Origin of the sequence: Cohnella cellulosilytica (assembly GCF_042431195.1) — a bacterium.
Lineage (GTDB): Bacteria > Bacillota > Bacilli > Paenibacillales > Paenibacillaceae > Cohnella > Cohnella cellulosilytica.
The window spans coordinates 12,453-34,460 of sequence record NZ_JBHMDN010000002.1 but is presented as its reverse complement, the minus strand read 5'-3'; the positions used below and the strand labels follow the sequence as shown (position 1 = coordinate 34,460).

33 protein-coding genes are annotated in these 22,008 nt (G+C 54.5%); all 33 read left to right on the top strand.

Going from position 1 to position 22,008, the window contains the following annotated elements; all coding sequences use genetic code 11:
- Positions 1-7 precede the first annotated feature (7 nt).
- Positions 8-238, top strand: coding sequence for a hypothetical protein (locus ACFFT4_RS00285; protein WP_378044120.1), 231 nt, complete (start codon positions 8-10; stop codon positions 236-238).
- Positions 235-456, top strand: a complete 222-nt coding sequence (locus ACFFT4_RS00280; RefSeq protein WP_378044119.1) for a hypothetical protein — start codon at positions 235-237, stop codon at positions 454-456. The genes ACFFT4_RS00285 and ACFFT4_RS00280 overlap by 4 nt, the downstream gene beginning before the upstream one ends.
- 4 nt (positions 457-460) lie before the next feature.
- A complete protein-coding gene (locus ACFFT4_RS00275) occupies positions 461-760 on the top strand; it encodes a hypothetical protein (protein ID WP_378044117.1) in 300 nt (99 codons plus the stop codon).
- A 13-nt stretch (positions 761-773) separates the two neighbouring features.
- Positions 774-1,265 (top strand): ASCH domain-containing protein, encoded by a 492-nt coding sequence (locus tag ACFFT4_RS00270; RefSeq protein WP_378044169.1) that lies wholly within the window; start codon positions 774-776, stop codon positions 1,263-1,265.
- Positions 1,262-1,678: a LexA family protein gene (locus ACFFT4_RS00265; RefSeq protein ID WP_344309611.1), complete on the top strand. Its 417-nt coding sequence runs from the start codon at positions 1,262-1,264 to the stop codon at positions 1,676-1,678. Before ACFFT4_RS00270 ends, ACFFT4_RS00265 begins: the two co-directional genes overlap by 4 nt.
- Before the next feature lie 94 nt (positions 1,679-1,772).
- Complete coding sequence (locus ACFFT4_RS00260; RefSeq protein WP_378044115.1) at positions 1,773-2,246, top strand: ArpU family phage packaging/lysis transcriptional regulator; 474 nt, start codon at positions 1,773-1,775, stop codon at positions 2,244-2,246.
- Between the two features lie 507 nt (positions 2,247-2,753).
- Positions 2,754-3,227 (top strand): hypothetical protein, encoded by a 474-nt coding sequence (locus ACFFT4_RS00255; RefSeq protein ID WP_378044114.1) that lies wholly within the window; start codon positions 2,754-2,756, stop codon positions 3,225-3,227.
- A gap of 40 nt (positions 3,228-3,267) precedes the next feature.
- A complete protein-coding gene (locus ACFFT4_RS00250) occupies positions 3,268-3,531 on the top strand; it encodes a hypothetical protein (protein WP_378044113.1) in 264 nt (87 codons plus the stop codon).
- Between the two features lie 28 nt (positions 3,532-3,559).
- Positions 3,560-4,852 (top strand): site-specific DNA-methyltransferase, encoded by a 1,293-nt coding sequence (locus ACFFT4_RS00245; protein WP_378044112.1) that lies wholly within the window; start codon positions 3,560-3,562, stop codon positions 4,850-4,852.
- Between the two features lie 132 nt (positions 4,853-4,984).
- Positions 4,985-5,194 (top strand): hypothetical protein, encoded by a 210-nt coding sequence (locus ACFFT4_RS00240; protein ID WP_378044111.1) that lies wholly within the window; start codon positions 4,985-4,987, stop codon positions 5,192-5,194.
- A gap of 334 nt (positions 5,195-5,528) precedes the next feature.
- Complete coding sequence (locus ACFFT4_RS00235; protein WP_378044109.1) at positions 5,529-6,431, top strand: phage terminase small subunit-related protein; 903 nt, start codon at positions 5,529-5,531, stop codon at positions 6,429-6,431.
- Positions 6,424-7,842: a DEAD/DEAH box helicase family protein gene (locus ACFFT4_RS00230; protein ID WP_378044108.1), complete on the top strand. Its 1,419-nt coding sequence runs from the start codon at positions 6,424-6,426 to the stop codon at positions 7,840-7,842. The genes ACFFT4_RS00235 and ACFFT4_RS00230 overlap by 8 nt, the downstream gene beginning before the upstream one ends.
- A 24-nt stretch (positions 7,843-7,866) precedes the next feature.
- On the top strand, positions 7,867-9,360 hold the full coding sequence (locus tag ACFFT4_RS00225) for a phage portal protein (RefSeq protein ID WP_378044106.1): 1,494 nt from the start codon (positions 7,867-7,869) through the stop codon (positions 9,358-9,360).
- Positions 9,357-11,006 carry a minor capsid protein gene (locus ACFFT4_RS00220; RefSeq protein ID WP_378044104.1) on the top strand — a complete coding sequence of 550 codons (1,650 nt, stop codon included), beginning with the start codon at positions 9,357-9,359 and terminating at the stop codon, positions 11,004-11,006. Before ACFFT4_RS00225 ends, ACFFT4_RS00220 begins: the two co-directional genes overlap by 4 nt.
- Positions 11,003-11,158, top strand: a complete 156-nt coding sequence (locus ACFFT4_RS00215) for a hypothetical protein (RefSeq protein ID WP_378044102.1) — start codon at positions 11,003-11,005, stop codon at positions 11,156-11,158. The genes ACFFT4_RS00220 and ACFFT4_RS00215 overlap by 4 nt, the downstream gene beginning before the upstream one ends.
- Before the next feature lie 173 nt (positions 11,159-11,331).
- Complete coding sequence (locus ACFFT4_RS00210; RefSeq protein WP_378044100.1) at positions 11,332-11,967, top strand: phage scaffolding protein; 636 nt, start codon at positions 11,332-11,334, stop codon at positions 11,965-11,967.
- A gap of 6 nt (positions 11,968-11,973) precedes the next feature.
- Positions 11,974-12,366 (top strand): hypothetical protein, encoded by a 393-nt coding sequence (locus ACFFT4_RS00205; protein ID WP_378044098.1) that lies wholly within the window; start codon positions 11,974-11,976, stop codon positions 12,364-12,366.
- 21 nt (positions 12,367-12,387) lie between these two features.
- Positions 12,388-13,446 carry a major capsid protein gene (locus tag ACFFT4_RS00200; protein ID WP_378044097.1) on the top strand — a complete coding sequence of 353 codons (1,059 nt, stop codon included), beginning with the start codon at positions 12,388-12,390 and terminating at the stop codon, positions 13,444-13,446.
- A 47-nt stretch (positions 13,447-13,493) separates the two neighbouring features.
- Positions 13,494-13,778 carry a hypothetical protein gene (locus ACFFT4_RS00195; RefSeq protein WP_378044095.1) on the top strand — a complete coding sequence of 95 codons (285 nt, stop codon included), beginning with the start codon at positions 13,494-13,496 and terminating at the stop codon, positions 13,776-13,778.
- Between the two features lie 5 nt (positions 13,779-13,783).
- Complete coding sequence (locus tag ACFFT4_RS00190; protein ID WP_378044093.1) at positions 13,784-14,179, top strand: DNA-packaging protein; 396 nt, start codon at positions 13,784-13,786, stop codon at positions 14,177-14,179.
- Positions 14,176-14,547, top strand: coding sequence for an ABC transporter ATP-binding protein (locus ACFFT4_RS00185; RefSeq protein WP_378044091.1), 372 nt, complete (start codon positions 14,176-14,178; stop codon positions 14,545-14,547). Before ACFFT4_RS00190 ends, ACFFT4_RS00185 begins: the two co-directional genes overlap by 4 nt.
- On the top strand, positions 14,547-14,873 hold the full coding sequence (locus ACFFT4_RS00180; RefSeq protein WP_378044090.1) for a hypothetical protein: 327 nt from the start codon (positions 14,547-14,549) through the stop codon (positions 14,871-14,873). Before ACFFT4_RS00185 ends, ACFFT4_RS00180 begins: the two co-directional genes overlap by 1 nt.
- Positions 14,866-15,357 (top strand): HK97 gp10 family phage protein, encoded by a 492-nt coding sequence (locus tag ACFFT4_RS00175; protein WP_378044088.1) that lies wholly within the window; start codon positions 14,866-14,868, stop codon positions 15,355-15,357. Before ACFFT4_RS00180 ends, ACFFT4_RS00175 begins: the two co-directional genes overlap by 8 nt.
- A gap of 6 nt (positions 15,358-15,363) precedes the next feature.
- On the top strand, positions 15,364-15,804 hold the full coding sequence (locus tag ACFFT4_RS00170; RefSeq protein ID WP_378044087.1) for a phage tail terminator family protein: 441 nt from the start codon (positions 15,364-15,366) through the stop codon (positions 15,802-15,804).
- The gene (locus ACFFT4_RS00165; RefSeq protein WP_378044085.1) at positions 15,794-15,982 is read left to right on the top strand and encodes a hypothetical protein; all 189 of its coding nucleotides are present in this window, start codon (positions 15,794-15,796) and stop codon (positions 15,980-15,982) included. The genes ACFFT4_RS00170 and ACFFT4_RS00165 overlap by 11 nt, the downstream gene beginning before the upstream one ends.
- A gap of 3 nt (positions 15,983-15,985) precedes the next feature.
- Positions 15,986-17,302 (top strand): phage tail sheath family protein, encoded by a 1,317-nt coding sequence (locus ACFFT4_RS00160; RefSeq protein WP_378044083.1) that lies wholly within the window; start codon positions 15,986-15,988, stop codon positions 17,300-17,302.
- Between the two features lie 15 nt (positions 17,303-17,317).
- A complete protein-coding gene (locus ACFFT4_RS00155) occupies positions 17,318-17,782 on the top strand; it encodes a phage tail tube protein (protein ID WP_378044082.1) in 465 nt (154 codons plus the stop codon).
- A 32-nt stretch (positions 17,783-17,814) separates the two neighbouring features.
- Complete coding sequence (locus tag ACFFT4_RS00150; protein ID WP_378044080.1) at positions 17,815-18,234, top strand: phage tail assembly chaperone; 420 nt, start codon at positions 17,815-17,817, stop codon at positions 18,232-18,234.
- A 26-nt stretch (positions 18,235-18,260) separates the two neighbouring features.
- Positions 18,261-18,407 carry a hypothetical protein gene (locus ACFFT4_RS00145; protein WP_378044078.1) on the top strand — a complete coding sequence of 49 codons (147 nt, stop codon included), beginning with the start codon at positions 18,261-18,263 and terminating at the stop codon, positions 18,405-18,407.
- 58 nt (positions 18,408-18,465) lie between these two features.
- The gene (locus ACFFT4_RS00140) at positions 18,466-18,987 is read left to right on the top strand and encodes a hypothetical protein (RefSeq protein WP_378044076.1); all 522 of its coding nucleotides are present in this window, start codon (positions 18,466-18,468) and stop codon (positions 18,985-18,987) included.
- Positions 18,988-19,044: 57 nt separating this feature from the next.
- Positions 19,045-21,096 (top strand): tape measure protein, encoded by a 2,052-nt coding sequence (locus tag ACFFT4_RS00135; protein ID WP_378044074.1) that lies wholly within the window; start codon positions 19,045-19,047, stop codon positions 21,094-21,096.
- On the top strand, positions 21,096-21,293 hold the full coding sequence (locus ACFFT4_RS00130; protein ID WP_378044072.1) for a hypothetical protein: 198 nt from the start codon (positions 21,096-21,098) through the stop codon (positions 21,291-21,293). The genes ACFFT4_RS00135 and ACFFT4_RS00130 overlap by 1 nt, the downstream gene beginning before the upstream one ends.
- Complete coding sequence (locus ACFFT4_RS00125; protein ID WP_378044071.1) at positions 21,293-21,997, top strand: LysM peptidoglycan-binding domain-containing protein; 705 nt, start codon at positions 21,293-21,295, stop codon at positions 21,995-21,997. The genes ACFFT4_RS00130 and ACFFT4_RS00125 overlap by 1 nt, the downstream gene beginning before the upstream one ends.
- The last annotated feature ends 11 nt before the right edge of the window (positions 21,998-22,008 follow it).

Genomic DNA, 22,008 nt, shown 5'->3' with positions numbered 1-22,008 from the left:
GGTAACAATGGCCAGAATAACGATCCAGTACGACGACGGCCGCCCGGACGAAATTCACGACGCAGCGCAATTCATCCTCTTCCACGTTCCGCCCAGCGAGACGGAGGAGCAACTCATTATGACAGCGCAATGCTCGGCTGAGTTTCTGCGTGATTCAGTAACCGAAGAGAATGCACGGGGATATTACAAGCAAGCTTTCAAGGCGATGAGTCAGAAGCGACTGGGGGAGAAGCAGTGAAACGCAAATACATCGTTCACAAAATTGAAGATGTCCAGAAGCACCTTTCCATGGAACAACGTGCCCAGCTCGGAGTGATTGGGGCGACGATCGACAGCCGCCGCATCAATGCCGGAAAAGCGCCGGCCAGCAACAACTCGTATATCGTGATTAATACGGACGAGCCGTATACGCCGCAGATCGTCGAGATCCTCAAGCGTTACGGACATTGGGGGTAGGGCTATGAAGCCGCGATACATGATTCTTAAGGGTGGAAGCCCTGCAATTCACAAGCTCGGCGACATCGGTCGAGAGCAAGACGACCTTATTTACGTGAAGTCGGAAACCCCCGATCACTTCATCGGTAATTTCGTTGAAGGATTCGGATTTACGGATGTTGCGTTTAAGAAAAATGATTGCCGGTCGCTGAACCCAGGCGAGATTGAGGAATTGAACAACAGCGTGATTCGACTTGGGGGAATCAGATATAGAATGCGGGTTGATCCGGAAGGGTATCCGATCGAGGAGAAAAGTCATGAGTGAAGCAAACATGCCAATCAAGGCCATCACCGTCTGGCAACCGTGGGCGACACTGATCGCGCTGCGACTTAAGAGATTCGAAACGAGAAGCTGGTCAACGAAATACCGCGGCCCAATCGCGATCCACGCCGCCAAGCACATCGATCGGGAAGCTTGCGAGCGCGAACCGATCAAGTCGGCGCTTGCTGAGCATGGGTATACGGCGAGCAACTTGCCGACCGGAGTCGTCGTGGCGACGTGTATCTTGACAGATTGCCTGGGCGTCCATCGCACGGATGGAGAGAGAGACAAGCATCCTGTCTGGTTGCGGCGTAAGGCGATGCACAACGAGGCGTTCCGCAATTTGTTTTGGGCTGGTGGCAAGTCGCCCGAATATTATTTCGGGGACTACTCTGATGGACGCTTCGCTTGGGAACTGACGGAGGTCAAGCAACTGCCGCAGCCGATTCCGGCCAAGGGAAAGCAGAGGCTGTGGAATTGGGAGCCTGGAGAAGGAGGCAGACTATGAGCAAAGCTAGTCAAGCATTAACGAGAGTTGAGGCACAAGCGCTGGAAATCATCAAGTTGTTCATCAACGAGAACGGCTATGCGCCAAGTATTCGAGAGTTGGCCGACGCGATGAATTACAATTCCAGTTCGACAGCATTCAACGTCGTCGAGCGCCTGCGCAAGAAAGGAGCCATAGCCACGGGAAGAAACGGTCCGCGGACGATCCGGGTGCTACGAGAAAATGGCGATGAACGAATTGATAAAATCGTGGAGCAGTGCGGCCAGATCGGCGAGTACGATGACGAAGAGTTTACCCCGCCACAATTTTTGGACGATCTCGAGGGGGACGCCGAAGGTGAGTTCTGGGAGTGGATCTCGACGTTGCTCCAAGCAAGCGCTCGGAAATCAATAAACTTGTATTTGGACAGATAAAAGAAAATCCCCCGCACCTTGGCCGGCGAGCGGGGGATTCAGCGGTAACGTCATGCCTCACCTGAAAGTATAGCACATCATGGAGGTGTGGGGCATGGCACAGATTCAATTTCCGTTTGAGATAGATAGAGAGGCGACCCGGGCCGCGGTTGAGGAGCGTCTGGAGTCAGCTCGAATATACAAGCAGGTGGGATTCTTTCGGCGAGAGATGAAGACCACGCCGGCGTGGGAGCCGCGAGAGCATGGAGCGACGAATGTTGTTGGGAAGCCCGCGGAGGAGATCGCCGTTCAGAACGTCGATGCCGAGGAGCGCATGCGGCTTCAATATGAACAGGTCGAGCGAGCTGTCGAGCGATTGGGACGAATGGAGCGTCGCCTAATTGAACTGCGGTATTTGGATGATGAGGGAGTATTCGATTATCAAGTATCCGGCGAGATGCACCTTAGCGAACGGAAGTATTATCGGATCAAAAGCAGTGCATTGTACAAGCTGGCTTTCGCGCTTCGTCTGGAAGTGTATGTCGATCAGGAGGAGCCGACTACAATAGCGACCGGCGGCGGTGCGTGAAATCGTGGCAGAGAATTGGCGGTATTTTGGCAGGAAAACGGCAGAGCGTTTGCTTCTGGACATGATATATTTATAGCGTGCCATACGAGGTTGACCACCTCACTCCTCCGCTGCCGCTCCGAAAGGGGCGGCTTCTCCATTTATTCAGCTTGATTTTGTCGAATCATGTCGAATAATATGGAATAAAGAGGGGGTGATTGGTTTGTTCTTCAAAGATAAGAAGACGGGTGAAGTCTTCGAATATGCTGGAGCAGGCGGAACGATCTGCTTAGAACGGAAGGACCGCACGGTGATTCATGTACATCAGAATGACTTGCTTGAACAATTCGAAAAGCTTTAGAACAACCATGAGAAGCCCTGTAGCCCGTTTTGGGGCTCGGGGCTTTCTTCTGTTCGGCAAATCGAATATTGTCGGGAAGAGGCAAAACGATGCCATTGCGTTCTCGACCGGGCCTATTCTCGGGACGTTTTATCGGAAAACCGACATAACACAAGGAGGCGGCCACCATGCTCCAGATCATGCTCGACATTCCTCAGTACGACCCGTGGCTGCTGACACATAAAGGCGACCGCGCATGCAGGCAGCTCGCTGATCGACACTATTCGCGGCAGCATGTCGGGGCGCCGATGTTCACGCGGCCGGGCCGAAACCTCGTATTGAGGACAGCGGCTGGCGACGCCGCATGGGTGACCTGGGCCGGTATCCGCGACGACGGCTTGCGGGCATGGGAATGTACGATCTTCCGAAATGAATCGCCGCACCTATCCAGCGACATGATTCGAGCGGCTATCGAAGCAACAATCGCCGAATGGGGGGGGCTGCCGCCTGATGGCATAATCACATACGTCGATTCCTCGAAAGTTCGGAGCTCGAATCCGGGCTTTTGTTTTTTGAAGGCAGGCTTCCGGCGGATCGGCCGGAGCAAGAAGAGAGGGCTAATTTTACTTCAGCACATTCCGACAGACTCCACAGCAAAATAGGTGTATGATGGCTCCATCCTATGAGAATGGAGTTGTTTGGATGATTACTAAATTAAAGGAACGGGTGCGAAACTTGACTACGCTAAGTGTCATGTTCCGTTATCATTATCCAGATCGTGTTGTTGATCATCAAATTGCCACCGAAGTGGAATTTAAAGATGATCTGATGACATTCGCGAATCCGAACAAAACGTTACAACTAAGGGATGAAGACATTACGCATGAAGAAAGAAGAGTTATAATAAAAACTCATGACGGTCAAATTCCTGTTGATGTTATAATCAGATATTTACCAGCACCCTAACCGGTGCTTTTTCTTTTGGAGGTGTACCATGATCATCCAAACCATCCCGATCGACCGTCTTAACGCCGCAGCCTACAACCCACGCGTCGATCTGCAGCCGGGCGATCCGGAGTACGAGAAGCTGCGGCACAGCATCGAAAACTTTGGCTACGTGGAGCCGATCGTCTGGAACGAGCGGACCGGTAACATCGTCGGCGGTCATCAGCGATACAAGGTTCTGCAGGCCCGCGGCGATCCCGCTGTGGAGGTGTCGGTCGTCGACTTGGACGATCAGCAAGAACGGCTGCTGAATCTCGCGTTGAACAAGGTGTCCGGCCGCTGGGACGAGGAGGCGTTGGCCAGGCTGCTGGATGAACTGCAGGCCGGCGGCGCCGAGTTGGATCTGTCCGGATTCGACGCGGATGAGATTGGGGAGCTGATCGCCGGCCTCCCGACGGATACCGCTGTCGAAGAACCGGTCGTCGAAGATGATTTCGACGTGGGCAAGGCACTCGAGCAGATCCAGAAGCCGTTGACCCGCCGCGGCGATGTGTGGCAGCTCGGGCGGCATCGATTGATGTGCGGTGATGCTACTGATCAGGCGGACGTGGAACAGCTCATGGACAGGGCGAAGGCCGCGCTGGTCGTGACGGATCCGCCATACAATGTGGCCATCGAAAGTGTTTCGGAACGCCTGGTAGAAGACGGCCGGGGCAAAATAATGAACGACGATATGCCCGCGGAGGATTTCGCGGGCTTTTTGCATGCCGTTTTCCAGCGATATGCCGATATCATGTCCGCGACGGCGGCGATCTACATATTTCATCCGTCGCGACATCAGGCAGAGTTCGAAAAAGCGATGAACGCGGCCGGTATCGTTGTTCGAAATCAATGCGTATGGGTCAAGAACGCGGCATCTTTCGGCTGGGCGCAGTACCGTTGGAAGCACGAACCGGTATTCTACGGCCATCTCCGCGGGAATGCACCGGCCTGGTACGGCGATCGCCGACAGACGACGGTGTGGCGAGCGGGATTGACTGCGGAGGAGCCGGAGCCATCGACCGTGTGGGAGGTTTCCCGCGGAGACGTCGGCAAGTACGTTCATCCGACGCAGAAGCCGCTGCCGCTGTTGGCCATCCCGATCGGGAACAGCAGCCAGGCCGGCGACGTCGTGGTGGATCTCTTCGGCGGATCCGGATCTACGCTTATGACCTGTGAGCAGATGGGGCGCGAGTGCCGAACGATGGAGCTGGATCCGATCTTCTGCGACGTGATCAAGGAACGGTACCGGGCGGGAGCGGGCATTGAACCGGTGCTGATTCATCGTTCCGCAACACAATAAAAAGGAGAGGCGCGCTAACGCCCCTCCCGCCCGACCGGAAACACCCCGGCCGAGATCATGTACAGCCGTGGCCACGGTTTTACGAACGCATGATCTCATATTCATCATAATGGATGCCGAGGTGTTTAACCAATGCCGAATCAAGATGATTTGCTGCAGCAGCATGAGCTCGAGGTGCTGCTCGGCATTATGGAAAGCAAGGAGCAGTACCGCAAAATCATCAAGGCCGCTGTCGCGCGCTGGGTGAAGGACTTTCAGGACAATCGGATCGAGATCAACACCGTCGACGATCTGAGGAAGCTGATTGAGCTCGATCTAGAGATTCAGAAAAACGAACTATGAACATTAATTTGTTATATCACACACCTGCCAACTTATATAGATGATGTCCGGTTTAGGCCGGAACACACAATTGGAGGTGGTTCGAATGAAGAACCAAATCATATCGCATCTCGAGGAACACGGAGTCAAAAGCAAGACACTTCGAGAACTAGTCGCTGAAATGACCGAAAAAATGCAGGAAAAAGAGAAAGCAGAGATTCGGGAAGCAGCCAGAGTACATTATACGTATCCGGACGTCTTATTCAATTATAAGAACCGGTCACGGTAGAATTATCGCAACGAGGGCGACCTGTTAAGGTCGCTTCTTCGCATTCGCGGGGGGTGGTGGTATGTAGTGGCAAAAGAGCGCAGCCCGAACAGAGATAAAGCGAAGCAGATGTGGCTGGAGAGCGGCGGCAAAATGCTGCTGAAAGACATCGCCGCTGCTCTTAGCCTTGGGGAAACCCAGATACGAAAGTGGAAGAGTCAGGACAAATGGGCTGCCGATCTGAATAGTAACGTTACCAATGAATCTAATAGTAACGTTACCAAACGAAAGGGAGCGCCGAAGGGTAACAAGAACGCCGTCGGCAACAAGGGTGGCGCGCCGAAGGGCAATCAGAACGCCAAGGGGAACCGCGGCGGCACGGGGGGGCCGCCGGGCAATAAGAAGGCGGTCCGGACCGGTGAGCACGAGACGATTTGGTTCGATACGCTGGATGAGGAAGAGCAGGAGATGCTGGACGGGATCGACACGGACCCTGTTGTCCAGGCGGACGATGCGATAGCACTTATTGCATTCCGAGAACGGCGAATGCTCAAACGGATTCAGCGGCTGACCGACGGCCTGACGGAGAAGCAGCGGAGCGTCCTGCGCGAGCTGCGGACGGTGAAGGAAGCCAAGCCAGTTACCGATCCGAGAACTGGCAAAGAAACGACGGTCGTCACCGAGTCCGAGAAAATGGTCGTGGCCAAGATCGAGACGACGACCATTCGCATCCTTGAAGACATTTTGCGCATCGAAGACGCGTTGACCCGCGTCCAGGCACAGAAGCTGAAGGCGATCGAGCTGAAAAACAGGCTGATTGCCGTCGATGAGGAAAAGGAAGTCCGGACGGCCATCCTTCAGATCGAGTTGCAGAAGCTTCAGGGCGGTGCCGGCGCGACACAGAGCTGGACCGAAGCGCTCAAGGCGATCGCTGAGCGGCGTAAGGCAAAGTTGGCGGAGCAGGCGGCAGCGGTGACCGGCGATGAGTAAGCCGTACAACGTCGTATCGGATATCGCATTCCTACTCGATCTTTATTGGGACGATCCGGCTTCTTTTGCCGAGGACATGCTCGGAATGGATCCGGACGACTGGCAGCGAGAAGTAATGATGGACGTCGCCGAGCATCGTCTCGTCAGTGTTCGATCGGGCCAGGGTGTTGGGAAAACCGGTGCTGAGGCTGCGCTTGTCCTTTGGTTCTTGTGTACCCGCCCGAACCCGAAGGTCGTTTGTACCGCGCCGACGCGGCAGCAGCTCTATGATGTACTGTGGGCTGAGGTCGCCAAATGGCTGGAATCGTCCATGGTGAAAAATTTGTTGAAGTGGACGAAAACCAAGGTCTATATGGTTGGCCATGAGGAGCGCTGGTTCGCGACGGCCAGGACGGCCACGCGTCCGGAGAATATGGCCGGCTTCCACGAGGATCACATGCTTTTTGTTGTGGACGAGGCCTCCGGGGTTGCCGATCCTATCTTGGAGACGATTCTCGGAACGCTTACCGGTGAAGATAATAAGCTTGCGATGTTTGGAAACCCCACGCGGACTGCTGGGGTTTTTTATGATTCACACAACCGGGACCGGGCGCGTTTCCGTACGCACAAGGTCGACAGTCGCACGTCCAAGCGGACGAGCCGCGAGAACATCCAGATGCTCATCGACAAGTACGGTGCCGATAGCGACGTCGTTCGCGTGCGGGTATACGGAGAGTTCCCAAAGGCGGAAGCCGACTCCTTCATCGCGTTAGAGTTGGCCGAGTTTGCCGCCGGTGCGACTGTTGAGGCTGCCGGGGATACGCTGCACCTGGGCGTTGACGTGGCCCGGTTCGGGGATGATGAGACGACTATCGCACCGCGGATCGGGATGAAAGTGTTCAAACTCCGCTGTTACAACAAACAGGACACAATGGCCACTGCAGGCCGAGTGATAGCAGCCGGCAAAGAAATGCTGAAACAATTCCCGAAACTCCGTAACGTGGAGATCAAAGTCGACGACAGCGGCGTCGGCGGCGGGGTGACGGACCGGCTGAACGAAGTCATCCTGGAGGAGCGGCTGCGGGGATGGCGGGTCACGCCGGTTATCAACGGGAGCAGTCCCACCAAGCATGCGACGGAGCACTACGAGAACCGCGGGACGGAGACCTGGGCGGATCTGCGCGATCTGCTGCAGGAGTCATTCTCCAAACACATTCAGGGGCAGCCGGCGGCCGTTGAGCTGCCGAATGACGATCGGCTCGTTACGCAGTTGTCTCAGCGCAAGTACCGTATGACCAGCAAGGGCAAGTTGGCCCTTGAACGCAAGGAAGATATGAAAAAACGAGGACTGGATTCGCCTGACCGGGCGGATGCGGTCGTTTTGGCGTTCGTGGAGCCGGCGCGCAGCGGGGTCTATTTCCCGGATGCCTGATTTAAATAGAAGGGAGGAAATCCAATGCCACTATGGCCAAATGGTGAAGAACAGCGCGAACTCGAGAACATCATCATTCGCGGCGCGCGAACGGCGGCGACGCTCGAGCAGATTATCCAGCTCGAGATCGGCGACTGGCGGAAGTCCGATAAACGAAAGTGGATGGAGATCGGCGAGCGCTATTATCGAAACAAGCCTGACATACTGGAACGGCAGCGGACGGCGATCGGCGCGTCCGGAGCGAAGGAGATCGTCGGCAATCTGGCCAATAACAAGTTGACCAATCCATTTACGCGCAAGCTGGTAGATCAGAAGGTCGGCTACCTGCTTGGCAAGCCACTCAGCGTTCAAACGGATAATACGGCCTATGCGGACGAATGGTCGGACATCCTGCAGCCGGCCATGTTCCGCCGGTTGCAGAGCACCGGAAAGCAGGCCGTCAACGCGGGTATTGCGTGGTGGTTCGTTCACTATGACGATGTCGGTAAGCTATCATTCCGCAAGATGAATAGCTTGGAGATCAAACCGCTATGGGCCGACGAAGCGCACACCATTCTGGATGCGGTCATTCGTGACTACGAGGTTACCGTGTATGAAGGGCTTCAGCGGAAGACGGTCCGGAAGATCGAATGGTGGGACTCCCAGGGCGTGCGCCGGTACGTCGTGGACGGTACCGGGCTGACTCCGGATGTTGAGGCCGGGGCGGTCGGCTCGCACTTTACTGTCCAAGTGGGCGATAAGGAGCAGGGGATGAACTGGGAACGCGTCCCGTTTATCTGCTGGAAGTACAACGAGGAAGAGCAGCCGCTCGTCGAGATCATCAAGTCGCTGGTGGACGATTACGATCGGAACAAGTCCGACAATTCGAACAACCTGGAGGATCTGCCCGATAGCATTTACGAGGTAACGAATTATAGCGGCACTAACCCGGGAGAATTTAGGAAGAATCTTGCGACATATCGAACCGCATTTGTGAATGATGGCGGCGGGATTAAGGCTGTTAATTTGGAATTAAACGTCGAGGCATATAAGACGCATATGGAGCAGGCCCGAAAGGACATCTACGAGTTTGGGCGAGGCGTTGATACGCAAGGGGTGGACATCGGCAGCGCGCCGAGCGGAATTGCGCTGAAGTTCCTCTATTCCGACCTTGATCTGGATGCGAGCATGATGGAGACCGAATTCCAGGCGTCGCTCGAGCAGCTCCGCTGGTTCGTCGACACGCATCTATTCAACAGCGCCGGCGTCGATTACAGCGGCGAGGACTTGTCCTTTATTCTGAATAAGGATATGCCGATCGACGAAGCGGCGATCATTACGGCCATCAAGGATAGCGTCGGAATCCTGTCCGACGAGACGCTCGTCGCGCAGCATCCGTGGGTTAAGGATGTGGTGGCCGAGCTCGAGCGAATTAAGAAGCAGAAGGAAGATGCACTGAAGCGAATGGCCGACGGCTACGGCGGGCTGCCGCCCGACTCGGATCCGGATGGGGACGGGGGCGGCGGTGATGCCGAATGAGGTCGGAGGAATACTGGGCCAAACGCATGGAGGCTCAAAACGAGGCGCAGCTTGAGAAAGGCGAAGCCTACATCCGTAAGGAGCGCGCAGAGTACGACAAGGCGATGGCCCGGATCAAGCGGGACACTGAATCCTGGTACGCTCGACTGGCGAAGAATAACAGCGTCAGCATGGCCGAAGCCCGCAAGCTTTTGTCGGCGAGTGAACTGAAGGAGTTTCGCTGGAGTTTGGATGAGTACCGGGAAGCGATCATTAAGCACGGCGGCGACCCAAAATGGCGAAAGGCCATCGAGAACGCCCGGGCCCGGATCCATCTTACGAAATTAGACGAGCAGAAGATCCGGATGCGACACGAGATCGAGCTGCTTGCCGCCAAGCGTGTCAAGGGCACGACCGATACGATGTCCGACATCTACAAGGACGGCTATTACCGCGCAATATACGAGGTGCAGCGAGGTAACGGGCGGGGCGTTCCGCCGGCGCAGCTGGACAAGCGGCAAATCGATCGCGTGCTGGCCAAGCCTTGGGCGCCGGACGGGAGCAACTTCAGCGCTCGGATCTGGCTGGATCGGACGAAACTTTTCGCGGAGCTGGAGACGTCGCTGGAACAGCATATCATTCGAGGCGAGCAGCTTCCGACGGTCATCAAGGATTTTTCGGATAAGATGGGCGTGAGCATGCGGACGGCAGAGAGACTGATCCGCACGGAGTCTGCTTATTTCAGTGGGCAGTCCCGTCTGGACGGATACCGGGAGTCTGGTGTCGAGCGGTACAAGTACGTGGCCACAATGGACCATCGCACATCCGAACAGTGTGAAGACATGAACGGAAAGGTCATCCTCGTCAGCGAAGCCAAAGCCGGCACTAACTATCCACCGCTACATGCATACTGCCGCTCGACGACGATTCCCTTTTTCGGAGAAGATGAATCGGATCCGGAAGATGCACAGGCTAAGCCGGACGAGCAGCAGTCGAAACGGGAGCAGGAGCCCTACTCTGATGAGCCGGATGCCTATGATGTGCCTCCCGATGAGACGTTCAGCGACTGGGCTGAGAAGCACGCTCCGGAAGCGACGGAGAAGCCGGAAGCACCGGAACCGCCTGCGCCGGTTACGCCAGCTCCGGTAAAACCGGTGGATCCGTCGCCGGAACTTCCAGCGACTGAACGAGTAGAAGAGCCTCCTGCACTGACACATGACGAAGAAGCAGCAGTTACACGGTACGTTGGCGGGGAGTCCTACGGACTTAACGATAAGCTGCGCCGCGGCGATCCGCTCGACAGCATTGAAATGCAATGGGTCGAAAATTTGGACAAGGCGCTCGCAAAGCTGCCGACGTACAGTGGGGATCTGTCCCGTTCATTACATTTTGCTTCGGCTGCTGCTTTGGCTGCGTTTATGCAAGACATCAAGCCGGGAGCCGTGGTACAATATCCTCAATACATCTCGACGACAGCGGGCGCGCTCTACAATCCGGTCGGACAAGTTCAGTTTTATATTCTGGGAGCTGTTGGCGGGAAGGATATTACTGCGTACAATCCCGGAGAACTTGAAGTGCTTTACGGGCGTGATTTTCCGTTCAAGGTCGTTAAACTGGATTTCATTGACGGCGTCTACTTTGTCATGTTGGAGGAGCTCGTGAAATGAGCGAAAAGAAGAAGCCTTTCTCAGATCCGCGCTGGAACGACACATCGAAGCCTAAGGTCATCGGCTATCAAGAGATTTCCGAGGAAGATCGGGCAAAATATGAAAAGCTCAGCAGAGAGCACCTGAAAAAAATAGGCGTTTTGAAAGATTGAAGCACTCCCGCATACGCGAGGGTGCTTTTTTTGTGGGCTCCGGTTGAGACTGCCGGGGCCTTTTCGTCGCCCTGTCGCATGGCAAAAAACTAGGCATACTCAGCGGCCGGAGTATATCGGTCGGCTCCCATAGCTGGAGAGCAGCTATAAAAATCTATGGAGGCTGATGATAGATGGATTGGTTGAAAGAGCTTTTGAAAAAGCTGGGCGTGGCGGAAGCGGATGTCGACAAAATTGATGCAGAAGTTGTGAAGGAACTGCCGAAGCATTTTGTGGCCAAAACGCAGTATACAGAGGTTGTCGAGGCGCGGAAGAAGGCGGAGAAGGAGGTTTCCGATCGCGACAAGCAACTCGAAGACCTGAAGAAGTCTTCCGGCGATGCCGCGGAGCTGACGAAGAAGATCGAGACGCTGCAGACGGAGAACAAGGCGGCCAAAGAGAAGTACGAGGCCGAAGCGAAGGAGCTGCGACTGGGCACCGCCGTGAAGCTGGCGCTCGCCGGCAAGGTACACGATCCAGACATCGTCGCCGGGCTGCTTGACAAGACGAAGATCGAATTGGACGACAACGGCAACATCAAAACCGGCCTGGACGACCAAATTAAAGCCCTGCAGACGAGCAAGGCTTTTTTGTTTGTTCCCGAGGATAAGGGCGGCCAGTTCCAGTTCCGCGGTGCCAATCCTTTCGAGAGCGGCGGCTCAGGCGGCGGTGCCGGCGACAAAGCTGCTGAATTTGGCAAACGGCTCGCCGATTTTGCTAAAGGAAATTCGTCCAATGCTGACGCGCAAAAATCTTATTTTGGAGGCTGATAGAAAATGAGCAAGTTCGTTTCCAGAACTTACGGGAACCGGAAGGATATTTTGAAGTTCCCGGACCATTATGTCGCGGTACCGGTCACCGTCGACGATGACGGCGTGGTTGCGGTCGATGGGAAGAAGATCGTTCCGGCAGGCACGATCGTCGGTGGCGGAACGCTGGCCGATCCGGAAATTATGGTCAAGAAGGCAACGACGACACCGGGCGATCCGGAAGAGGGGACGCCGGATACGACGGACGCGGAGGGTGTTCTGCTTAACGACGTGGACGTGACCTACGGACCGGCTCCTGGCGCGATGGTCATTCACGGGTTCATTGATTTGACCAAGCTGCCGGAAGATCCGGATGCAGCAGAGGTTGCTGCGCTGAAGATGATTCAATTTATCGCCTAACTGGCGGGAAGGAGACTGTTCATGCTTACTATTTTCGATTATTTCAATGCTCGGGCGATCGCTGCCTTTTACACGAATAATCCGAGCAATAACATTACGTACTTGGGAGCAACGCTGTTTCCCGCGAGAAAGAAGCTTGGCCTCGATCTGAGTTGGATCAAAGGGGCCCGGGGTTTGCCGGTATCCCTGCAACCTTCGGCATTCGACACGAAGGCGACTTTGCGGGATCGGATTGGATTCGCGAAGATTGAAACCGAGATGCCATTTTTCCGGGAATCTATGCGAATTGGTGAAAAGGACAGGCAGGAAATTTTGCGCCTGCAGGACAATTCCAACGACCAATATGTGATGCCGCTCATTACCAACATCTACAATGACGTTCTGACGTTGGTCAACGGTGCTGATGTTGTGCCTGAACGGGAGATCATGCAGCTGTTGTCCAGTGGGAAAATTCGCATTACGTCGGCGCAAACCAGGCAGGATTACGACTATGATTACCAAATGAACAGCGATCACATGGAGACCATTACGGATAATGCCCAGAAGTGGAGCAATCCGGCGGCTCCGATCGCGGAGCATATTCCGGAATGGCAGGATCAGGTAGAGACGGACACTGGAGTTCGTCCGCGCCGAGCGATCTGCACCCGGAAGACCTGGGGTTACATCATGAAGAACGAAGGCTTCTTGAAAGATATGAATCCGGTAGGTTGGCAGAACGTCATCGTGACCAACGAGATGATGCGGAAATATTTGCTCGACAAATTCGATTTGACCGTCGCCGTGTACAACAAGAAATATGCTCTGCTTGACGGCAGCACGCATATGTTTTACCCGGACGACTACTTCACGCTCATCCCGGATGGCAATTTGGGGACAACGTGGTACGGCACGACCCCGGAAGAAGCTGATCTGATGGCCGGTGCAAAGACAGCGGAAGTACAGATCGTGAATACCGGCGTGGCGATCACTACAATTAGAGAGCCCCATCCGGTCAATGTTGAAACGGTCGTATCCGAAATCGTGTTGCCGTCTTTCGAGACAATTGACACGATCTTCATCGCGAAGGTCGCCGGGGTGTAAGAGAGGCTTCAGCCTCTCTTTATTAATGAGGGAAGAAGGAGATAGACATGAGGAAATCCAAAGAAGGAGATCCCAATGTGGAGCAGCAATCATTTCCGGGAACAGGAGACCAACCGCCGGTTGACCTGTTGAACGGTGATGCCTCCAATGGAGAAGGGGCAGCGGGTACGAACGACACACCTCCGGAAATGCCACCAGCGCTTGTCGACATGGTTTTGCTGAAGAATATTCGGCGCCGAGATCGTGTTTGGAAGAAGGGCGAGAAACTGCCCGTTTCTGCAGATGAGGCACGCGTGCTTATCGGTGCGAAGCTGGCCAGGCTGCCGGAGTAACCACCATGATCACGGCATCGGATGTATGGCCGATCGTCAAGCTTCGTCTCGACCTTCCTGACGACACGCGGAAGCCGCTGATCGACACGTACATTGCGGAGATCGAGCGGCGGGTATTGCACGATATCAATCACCGCCGGATGCCGGACGGGCTGCTGTACGTGTGGGCGAGCATGGTCATGGATGCCGTGCGGGTCGATCTACCTCATGTCGAAGAGATCGACGAGACAGTCGGCGGACCGGCCGGCAGCGTTAAGGTAGGAGACACCTCCGTCTCCGGCGGGGGCGGGTCTGGCGGCGGGCTGGCCAACACGGCCAAATCTGTCATCGATCAGGTCGTGTTTAATTACCGCGCTGACCTAAACCATTACCGGCGTATGACATGGGGGACGGGCCGATGATCAATTACCGCCGGCATCGCCGCGCGATCGAGCGCATGTACGAGGACCGGGCCATGATCAGCCGGCACGAGCCGGTGAAGGACCCGGTGACCAAGGAGACCAAGCAGGTGCTGCAGCCGGTCTACGAGGACCAGGCTTGTAAGCTCTCGCAGACAAGTCTGCCCCGTAATGGACAGACGGAGGCGCAGAACGATATTCGATTCGACGCAAAGCTGTTCATCGCGCCGGAGCTGGAGATTCGGCAGGGCGACGTAATTTCTGTCACGCGCAAAGCAACCGGCCAAGCAGAGACGTTCTCCGCCGGCAAGCCGTTCCCGCCGTACAGCAGCCATCAGGAGATTTATCTGACTGCTAAGGGGTGGGCGTGATGCAAGACTTGAAAGAAGCGCCGATTCCCGCGGCGACCGTCATCACCTTGAACATCCACATGATCGACGGAACTACATTCGTGCAGGATCTGCCCGTTGATGATGCGGACGGTGCTCAGGATTTTCTGAATTGGTTCAGGCAGCCGGGCCGAATCAAGGTCTGGACGTGGCAAGTCCCGAGTGATGCCTCTTTGCACTCGCTGCACCATCGCCACATCATGGCGGTGGACATAGAAGGCTATGTCGAGCCAGACGGCCGCCCCTCCCGATGGTATGAGAGGATGTTGGATCGGATGAGCCTTTGGTGGAGATTTCGTCGTGGCTAATCTGGGCAGCTTCGATTTTTCCGAACTGTTGAAGTTTCGCGACAGCCTGGTCGATATGCAGAGGCACTTCCCCGATTTTATGCGGAAGTGCCTCTATCATTTGGCAGATGAGATGCTCGCAGATGTCGTCATGCGTACGCCTTCCAGCAACGGGGCACTGCGTCGCGGATGGACGCTCGGGGAGTTACGTCCGACTGGGGACGGCTATGAGATCGAGGTCCACAACACGGAAGAATACTCGTTCTATGTGGAAAATGGCTTCGCAGCTCACTGGGTCCCGGGGAAGTGGGTGGGCAACACTTTCTACTATATTCCGAATTACAGCCCGCCCAAGGGCGAGCCGGCGGGAATGTACGTCGGACCGCGAAACGGTTGGGTTGAAGGTAAGTTTATGATGCTTATCTCAAGCGAACTGTTGATGCGTGAGATTCCGAGAATCATGGAGCGCGAGATGCAGCGGTTTATCGACCGTTTTTTGAGGTGATGCTCATTGTCGCAAGAAGTCAGTTTTAACTCAGTCCGATACGCGGTTCACGCTGCGCTCGATGCCGCCTTTCCCGACATTCCGGTTTCCGGAGAAGAGATTCCGCAAGGGCTCGAGGCGCCGTATTTCTACGTCCGTCTGTTGGAGCCGGGCCATACGCGGGAGCTGGGGCGCCGATACAAGCGTCGGCATCCATTCGTGGTCCGTTATTTTGCCGTCGACCGACAGAATGACGCGATGTACGCCATGGCTGAGCAGCTCACGGAGGTACTGGCATCCATTACGGTCGGCGGCCGTCCCTGCGCCGGGAATGACATTCGGTATCAGATTGAGAACGAGGTGCTCTACTTCTGGGTCACCTACTCCCTGCTGGTATGGCAGCAGTGGCCGGATGACCCGGCGATGGAGACGCTCGAACAGCATGGAGGGATTAAGGATGAGCCGTAAAGCGGAAGATGCCGGCGCGCAGCCGGCGAAGCATAGCAAGGCCAATCTGCTGCAATCCAAGCGGTTCACGCCGCAGCAGAAAGACTATCTGCGGGCGTTGCTGCAGGACGGCGAGACGTACTCCGTCTCCGAAGCCGAGCAGTTGCTGCAGAAATATTTGAAACAGGAGGCGAAGTAAGCGATGGCCGGTGGAAGCTGGACTGTACAAAATAAGGTGCGCCCAGGCGTTTACGTGAACATCGTGACCGCGCCGAAGGCGTTGGGCACACTGGGCGAACGCGGCATCGTGTCGATCCCGTTGCTGCTCCCTTGGGGCGAGCCGAAGGTGATCACGACGATCGAAGCCGGCGAGGACACGATGCCCAAGCTGGGCTATCCGATCACGGATTCGGCTCTACTGCTCGTGCGGGAAGCGCTGAAGCGCGCCCAGAAACTGCTGCTCTACCGCGTGAACGCCGGTACGAAGGCAGCCGTCACCAGCGGGAACCTGACGGTCACGGCCAAATGGGGCGGCGCCCGCGGGAACGATCTGACCATCGTCATCTCGGAGAACGTCGACGACGAGGACCTGTACGACGTGCGGACGCTGCTGAACGGGGATGAAGTCGACTCCCAGACGGTGGCCAACATTGCCGGGCTCGTCTCGAACGATTGGGTCGTATTCAGCGGTACAGGCGATCTCGCCGCTTCGGCTGGCGTACCCCTGGTAGACGGGGCAAACGGCAGTGCGACGAATCAAGACTACCTGGATTATCTGGCCGCGATCGAGCCGCAGGACTTTAACACGATCGCGCTGCCGTCAACGGACGTCACGGCTAAAGGGGCGTTCGTTTCCTTCGCGAAGCGGCTGAGGGACGACGAGGGCAAGAAGATCCAAGTCGTGCTCGAGAATTACCCGTCTGCGGATTACGAGGGCGTGATCTCGGTCAAAAATGGCGTCATCCTGGACGATGGAACGACGCTCACCGCGGCCCAGACGACGGCATGGGTGGCCGGCGCGACGGCCGGGGCCGCGGTGAACGAGGCTCTGACGTATGCGGCCTATGACGGAGCAGTAGACGTGGCGACGCGGTACACCAACAGCCAGATCATTGCCGCGCTGCAGGCAGGCGAGTTTTTCTTCACCGCGAACAACGGCCGGGCTGTCGTGGAGCAGGACATTAACTCGCTGACGACATTCACGCCGGACAAAGGGAAGGCTTTTTCGAAGAACCGTGTTATTCGCGTACTGGACGGCATCAATAACGACTTTGTCCGGATATTCTCGCAGTTCTACATTGGTAAGGTGTCGAACAATGCCGACGGACGGAACCTGTTGCGGGCGGAGTGCGTGAATTACCTGACCTCGCTCCAGAACATCAACGCGATTCAGAATTTTGACAGCCAGACGGACATTTCCGTCGCGGCAGGCAACGATGTGGATGCCGTCCTGATCGAGGCCGACATTCAACCGGTGGACAGCATCGAAAAAATCTACATGACCATTACCGTTCAATAGGAAGGAGGATGCCAGATGTTTTTCAGAGAGAGCGATGCAATCAGCGGCAAACAGGCCACAGCGTTCGCGACGATCAACGGCCGGGTTGAAGAACTCTTCTACGCCAAAACCATCGAAGCGACAATCGAAAAGAATAAAGTCGACGTGCCGATCTTGGGTCAAACCAATACCGCTCAACGTTCTGCTGGCTGGAAGGGCAGCGGCACACTGACGGTCTATTACGTGACGTCGGTATTCCGTCAGTTGATGCGGGATTTCGTCAAAACGGGGAAGGATTTCTGGTTCGAATTGCAGATCACTAACGAGGATCCGACATCGGGAACCGGCAAGCAGACGGCCACGCTGTTAAAATGCAACTTGGACAGCATCATCGCCGCGAAGTTCGATGCGACGTCTGACGACATGCTGGAAGAAGAAATGCCATTCACGTTCAGCGATTACGATCTGCCGGACTTGTTCAATTCGATTACGGGCGCTTAAACGGCGCCCATCTATGATGAGGAGCGATTAATATGAGTTTGCAAGCATTTTTCGCACAAAATGTGCAGTTGGAAAGTACAGAGGATTTCGTCATTTCCGATCGTTTTAAGGATGAACAGGGAGCGCCAATACCGTGGAAGCTCCGGACGCTGTCCGAGGAAGAGAACGAGGAAATCCGAAAAGCTTCGACCCAAATGGTGAAGGGAAAGGGCGGCCAACGGATTCAGGAAACGAAGCCGGAAGTGTATATGGCGAAGATTGCCGTCGCGAGCGTTGTGTTTCCGGATTTGAAGGATGCGGATTTGCAAAAGTCTTACGGCGTTCTCGGCGCTGAAGCCTTGCTTAAGAAGATGCTGCGTGCCGGGGAGTATGCGACTCTCCTCGGAAAGGTTCAAGAGCTCAACGGATTTGACCGAGAGTTCGACGATCTGGTCGAAGAGGTAAAAAACTAATCAAGGAGGGCGACGGGGAGGCCAACGTGGCTTACTACGCCCTCCACGAATTTAGTTTAATGCCTTGGGATTTTGCTGCGCTTGAGACCGATAAAAAAGCGGCGTTAACCGCGATGATACTGGTTCGGGTAGAAGAAGAACGTCGGGAAAGAACGAAAATTAAGAAAAAATAGCGGTCCACCCTTCGTTTTTATATGGTATTATATTCCTAAAAACAAATTGGAGGGCGAAATGAAAGGAAGACTGTTCATTCTGTTGTTGTTCGTTATGTCGATGGTAGCTTGCACAAATACCGCAGTTACTTCAGATAGTTCTGAAAAGGTTCCTGAAAAGAAGGTGGAGCCCATTATTGACGTAGTGCAGTTTGCTCATTTAACAAAGAGCGAGTTAATCAGCAAGCTTGGCGATCCAGAATCCACTGAAGATTGGGTCTTTGATAGTGCAAATGGACAAAAATATAACGCGGTTACGCTGACTTATGACGATGAACTTCAGGAGTTCATGCTCATTGATGACAAAGTTGTGCGATTTACCTTATATGGTTCAGGGCAAGTTTACGATAAAGAGCATGTACTCGAACAATTTGGAATTGACCGTAGTCCCAATCTAACGAAAGTAGCAGATACGGGTTCAGCTCTAAGGTATCAGCGTGTGGATAAATCAATGAATGTCGACGACTTCTGGCTAATAGAGGGAACAGAAAAGGGTTATATTGAAACTCTTAAAGTAACATACGATTCAAGATATTTTTAACCTAGATTGACACTAACACCCCTCGGGGTGTTTTTTTATTTTTTGGAGGTGCTATAGGTGCCTACGATTTCGACCACGCTGCGGATGATGGATCGTTTCACTCAACCGCTGCAGCGCGTAACCAACCAGGTCAACACTGCAATTACTGCGCTCGAGAGGATGCGGCGATTAATCGAGCGGCCGGCCCGGATGAACCTTAACATCAATACGACAGCGATCAATGCGAGGCTTGCCAGTATCCATGTCGCTCCAATCAATGTGATGGTACGTCTGAACACGTTCCAGGCATTAGCTCAGGCAACTGCATTGAGGGCGCAGATCATAAGCCGAATCGGCACAATAACCGCTACCGTCAACCTCAGTAGTAATATTACATCTTTGCTTAGCCAACTCATCATTTTGGTACGGCAACTGAACCAAGCCATTCGTAACATGCCGCCTTCCGGTGGTGGTGGTGGTGGTGGCGGATCTGGAGGTGGCGGTGGAGGAGGAACATGGTTCGGTGGTTTTGGGGGGCTGGCGGCTGGCTATTTGTCATTTGCAGGGGTTGGAGCTGCAATGCAAACCAGCGACGAGTATATTAACACCAAAGCTCGCCTAGATTTGATCAATGATGGGCTTCAGACGACGGACGAACTCCAATCCAGGATTTTTTCAGCAGCAAAACGAGCGCGGGGTAGCTATGAGGATATGGCAGGCGTTATCGGCCGGATGGGTACGCTCGCAGGTGATGCTTTCAGATCGAACGATGAACTGATCGCCTTTTCTGAGCTCATGCAGAAATCATTTCGCGTCGGCGGATCTGGCACGATGGAGCAGCAAGCGGGCATGTACCAACTCAGCCAGGCGATGGCTGCAGGTAAGCTTCAAGGTGACGAATTCCGTTCGATCATGGAAAACGCTCCGATGCTCGCTCAGGCAATTGCCAAGTTCACAGAAAAATCAAAAGGTGAATTGAAACAGATGTCCGCAGAGGGGACGATCACGGCGGACATTATCAAGGGGGCAATGTTCGCGGCGGCGGACGATATCAACAGTAAGTTTGCAACAATGCCCCGGACGTTCGGGGATATCTGGAACGAAGTCAAGAATTCCGCTTTACAGTCGTTCGGACCACTTATTGAGACGATCAATCAGTCTATGCAAAGTGAAAACTTTGATAGATTGCTCAACGGACTCACGATTGGACTGCAAATGCTTGCAAGTGGGGCATCGTGGGCCTTTTCGTTTATTTTGAACCATCTGGACTTGATTAGAAACTTTTTGGTTGCCCTGGGCATTGTTGCTCTCGCGTTTGCAGCTCAATGGCTGGTTTCGTGGGTCATTGCGGCATGGCCTGTATTAGCTGTAATTGCGGGCATTATGCTCCTGTTATGGTTGCTCAGTAAGATGGGAGTGACAGCAGATCAGATTGTCGGTTTTGTGGCTGGCTTGTTTATGGGGCTATATGCGGCTGTCTATAACGGTATTGCCTCTCTCTATAATAGATTTGCAGTGTTTGCCGAATTCTTCGCGAACGTTTTCAATCATCCAGTTTATTCCGCGAAGAAGTTGTTCGTCGATTTTGTAAATACAACGTTGGACAGCGTAAAAAAAGTAGCGGAGGCAATCGATTGGGTTTTTGGCAGCGACTTAGCGGGTCACATTACATCCCTGCAAAATCAAATGCAAGACTGGCTAGGTGAAATGCCGGAAGGTTATAAAGTTATCCAACGCATGGAGGAGAAGTCGATTATCGACGAAGCGAAGAAAGGCTACGACGCTGGTTCGAACTTTATGAAGGGCATATCTGAGAAGATGGGCAGCCTTGGGAAAGGCTTGCTCGGTGGAATGGATATGAGCGGATTCGGAGGCGCTCCGAACATCGAAAAAGTCGGCGAAGTCGGCAAAATCAAGGATACCGTCGACATATCCAGCGAGGACTTGAAGATGATGCGCGAGTTGGCCGAGATGAAGTCGATTCAGAATTTCGTGACGCTGACTCCGCAGGTCAGCTTCGGGGACACGCACGTCCGCCAGGACGGCCGATCGGTCGACGAGATTATCGCCAATATCGGCGATCAAATGACCGAATTGATTGCGTCTGGAGCACGGGGGGTGTACACGTAATGGACGAGCAGAGGTTAAGGGAGATTATCCGGGAAGTTGTAAGAGAAGAGTTGGCTGAATTCAAGGAAAAGAATCAGCAATTCATTACATTGACGCCATCTATTCAACTAGCAGATGCCGATGCTTTTTTTTCGGAACGTTTCTCTAAAATGATTGAAAAAATCGTTCTTCCACCAGCAAGCGAGGTGTATGGCTGATGGCGTACGGCATCTGGCTGTCGTATAACAACCAGCAGGAGGGCTTCCAGCTCCCGGTCAATCCGAGCAGCATCGAGATCAGCGACGGGAGCAAAGGGGCGACCTACGATATCGTGGAGCTCGGCGAGATCAATGTGATTAAGAATCCGAAGCTGACGACGTATCGGTTCAGCAGCATCTTCCCGGCGCAGTTATACCCGTTCGTCGACGTTCCGCTGCTGCAGTCGGTTACTGCTGCGAACGATTCCGGAGTGAAGGTGAAGACCAATCCCTACGTGGATTACATTACAAGATGGATGGCGACCAAGCGGCCCATCCGTTTTGTTTTTACGGGGGATACGTTCGACTTCAACGAGGCGGTTTCGATAGAATCGTTCGACTGGAAGGAAGCGGCCGGCAGCTCGGGTGACATCGAATATTCGATCACGCTGAAAAAATACGTTTTCTATTCCGCACAACGCGTCACCGTTAAGACCGCGGCTACAGGCGGAAGCAAGCAGATCGTCAAGGCGGCCAAGCCCCGCGCGGACGAACGGGAGAAGCCGAAGACGTATGCGCTGCGCGCCGGCGACACGCTGTGGAAGGTGGCTAAGAGCGTGCTCGGGAACGGCGACCGCTGGCGTGAGATCCAGAAGCTGAACGGGCTGACCGATGCACAGCTTAAGACGCTGGCGGTCGGGAAGGTCCTGAAGCTGCCGAAGTAGGAGGGGTTATC

What these genes read in the sequence shown, in the direction of transcription:
- ACFFT4_RS00285 (WP_378044120.1), top strand. Translation starts at nt 8, where the DNA reads ATGGCCAGAATAACGATCCAGTACGACGACGGCCGCCCGGACGAAATT.
- ACFFT4_RS00275 (WP_378044117.1), top strand. Translation starts at nt 461, where the DNA reads ATGAAGCCGCGATACATGATTCTTAAGGGTGGAAGCCCTGCAATTCAC.
- ACFFT4_RS00265 (WP_344309611.1), top strand. Translation starts at nt 1,262, where the DNA reads ATGAGCAAAGCTAGTCAAGCATTAACGAGAGTTGAGGCACAAGCGCTG.
- ACFFT4_RS00260 (WP_378044115.1), top strand. Translation starts at nt 1,773, where the DNA reads ATGGCACAGATTCAATTTCCGTTTGAGATAGATAGAGAGGCGACCCGG.
- ACFFT4_RS00255 (WP_378044114.1), top strand. Translation starts at nt 2,754, where the DNA reads ATGCTCCAGATCATGCTCGACATTCCTCAGTACGACCCGTGGCTGCTG.
- ACFFT4_RS00250 (WP_378044113.1), top strand. Translation starts at nt 3,268, where the DNA reads ATGATTACTAAATTAAAGGAACGGGTGCGAAACTTGACTACGCTAAGT.
- ACFFT4_RS00245 (WP_378044112.1), top strand. Translation starts at nt 3,560, where the DNA reads ATGATCATCCAAACCATCCCGATCGACCGTCTTAACGCCGCAGCCTAC.
- ACFFT4_RS00240 (WP_378044111.1), top strand. Translation starts at nt 4,985, where the DNA reads ATGCCGAATCAAGATGATTTGCTGCAGCAGCATGAGCTCGAGGTGCTG.
- ACFFT4_RS00230 (WP_378044108.1), top strand. Translation starts at nt 6,424, where the DNA reads ATGAGTAAGCCGTACAACGTCGTATCGGATATCGCATTCCTACTCGAT.
- ACFFT4_RS00225 (WP_378044106.1), top strand. Translation starts at nt 7,867, where the DNA reads ATGCCACTATGGCCAAATGGTGAAGAACAGCGCGAACTCGAGAACATC.
- ACFFT4_RS00220 (WP_378044104.1), top strand. Translation starts at nt 9,357, where the DNA reads ATGAGGTCGGAGGAATACTGGGCCAAACGCATGGAGGCTCAAAACGAG.
- ACFFT4_RS00215 (WP_378044102.1), top strand. Translation starts at nt 11,003, where the DNA reads ATGAGCGAAAAGAAGAAGCCTTTCTCAGATCCGCGCTGGAACGACACA.
- ACFFT4_RS00210 (WP_378044100.1), top strand. Translation starts at nt 11,332, where the DNA reads ATGGATTGGTTGAAAGAGCTTTTGAAAAAGCTGGGCGTGGCGGAAGCG.
- ACFFT4_RS00205 (WP_378044098.1), top strand. Translation starts at nt 11,974, where the DNA reads ATGAGCAAGTTCGTTTCCAGAACTTACGGGAACCGGAAGGATATTTTG.
- ACFFT4_RS00200 (WP_378044097.1), top strand. Translation starts at nt 12,388, where the DNA reads ATGCTTACTATTTTCGATTATTTCAATGCTCGGGCGATCGCTGCCTTT.
- ACFFT4_RS00195 (WP_378044095.1), top strand. Translation starts at nt 13,494, where the DNA reads ATGAGGAAATCCAAAGAAGGAGATCCCAATGTGGAGCAGCAATCATTT.
- ACFFT4_RS00190 (WP_378044093.1), top strand. Translation starts at nt 13,784, where the DNA reads ATGATCACGGCATCGGATGTATGGCCGATCGTCAAGCTTCGTCTCGAC.
- ACFFT4_RS00185 (WP_378044091.1), top strand. Translation starts at nt 14,176, where the DNA reads ATGATCAATTACCGCCGGCATCGCCGCGCGATCGAGCGCATGTACGAG.
- ACFFT4_RS00180 (WP_378044090.1), top strand. Translation starts at nt 14,547, where the DNA reads ATGCAAGACTTGAAAGAAGCGCCGATTCCCGCGGCGACCGTCATCACC.
- ACFFT4_RS00165 (WP_378044085.1), top strand. Translation starts at nt 15,794, where the DNA reads ATGAGCCGTAAAGCGGAAGATGCCGGCGCGCAGCCGGCGAAGCATAGC.
- ACFFT4_RS00160 (WP_378044083.1), top strand. Translation starts at nt 15,986, where the DNA reads ATGGCCGGTGGAAGCTGGACTGTACAAAATAAGGTGCGCCCAGGCGTT.
- ACFFT4_RS00155 (WP_378044082.1), top strand. Translation starts at nt 17,318, where the DNA reads ATGTTTTTCAGAGAGAGCGATGCAATCAGCGGCAAACAGGCCACAGCG.
- ACFFT4_RS00150 (WP_378044080.1), top strand. Translation starts at nt 17,815, where the DNA reads ATGAGTTTGCAAGCATTTTTCGCACAAAATGTGCAGTTGGAAAGTACA.
- ACFFT4_RS00140 (WP_378044076.1), top strand. Translation starts at nt 18,466, where the DNA reads ATGAAAGGAAGACTGTTCATTCTGTTGTTGTTCGTTATGTCGATGGTA.
- ACFFT4_RS00130 (WP_378044072.1), top strand. Translation starts at nt 21,096, where the DNA reads ATGGACGAGCAGAGGTTAAGGGAGATTATCCGGGAAGTTGTAAGAGAA.
- ACFFT4_RS00125 (WP_378044071.1), top strand. Translation starts at nt 21,293, where the DNA reads ATGGCGTACGGCATCTGGCTGTCGTATAACAACCAGCAGGAGGGCTTC.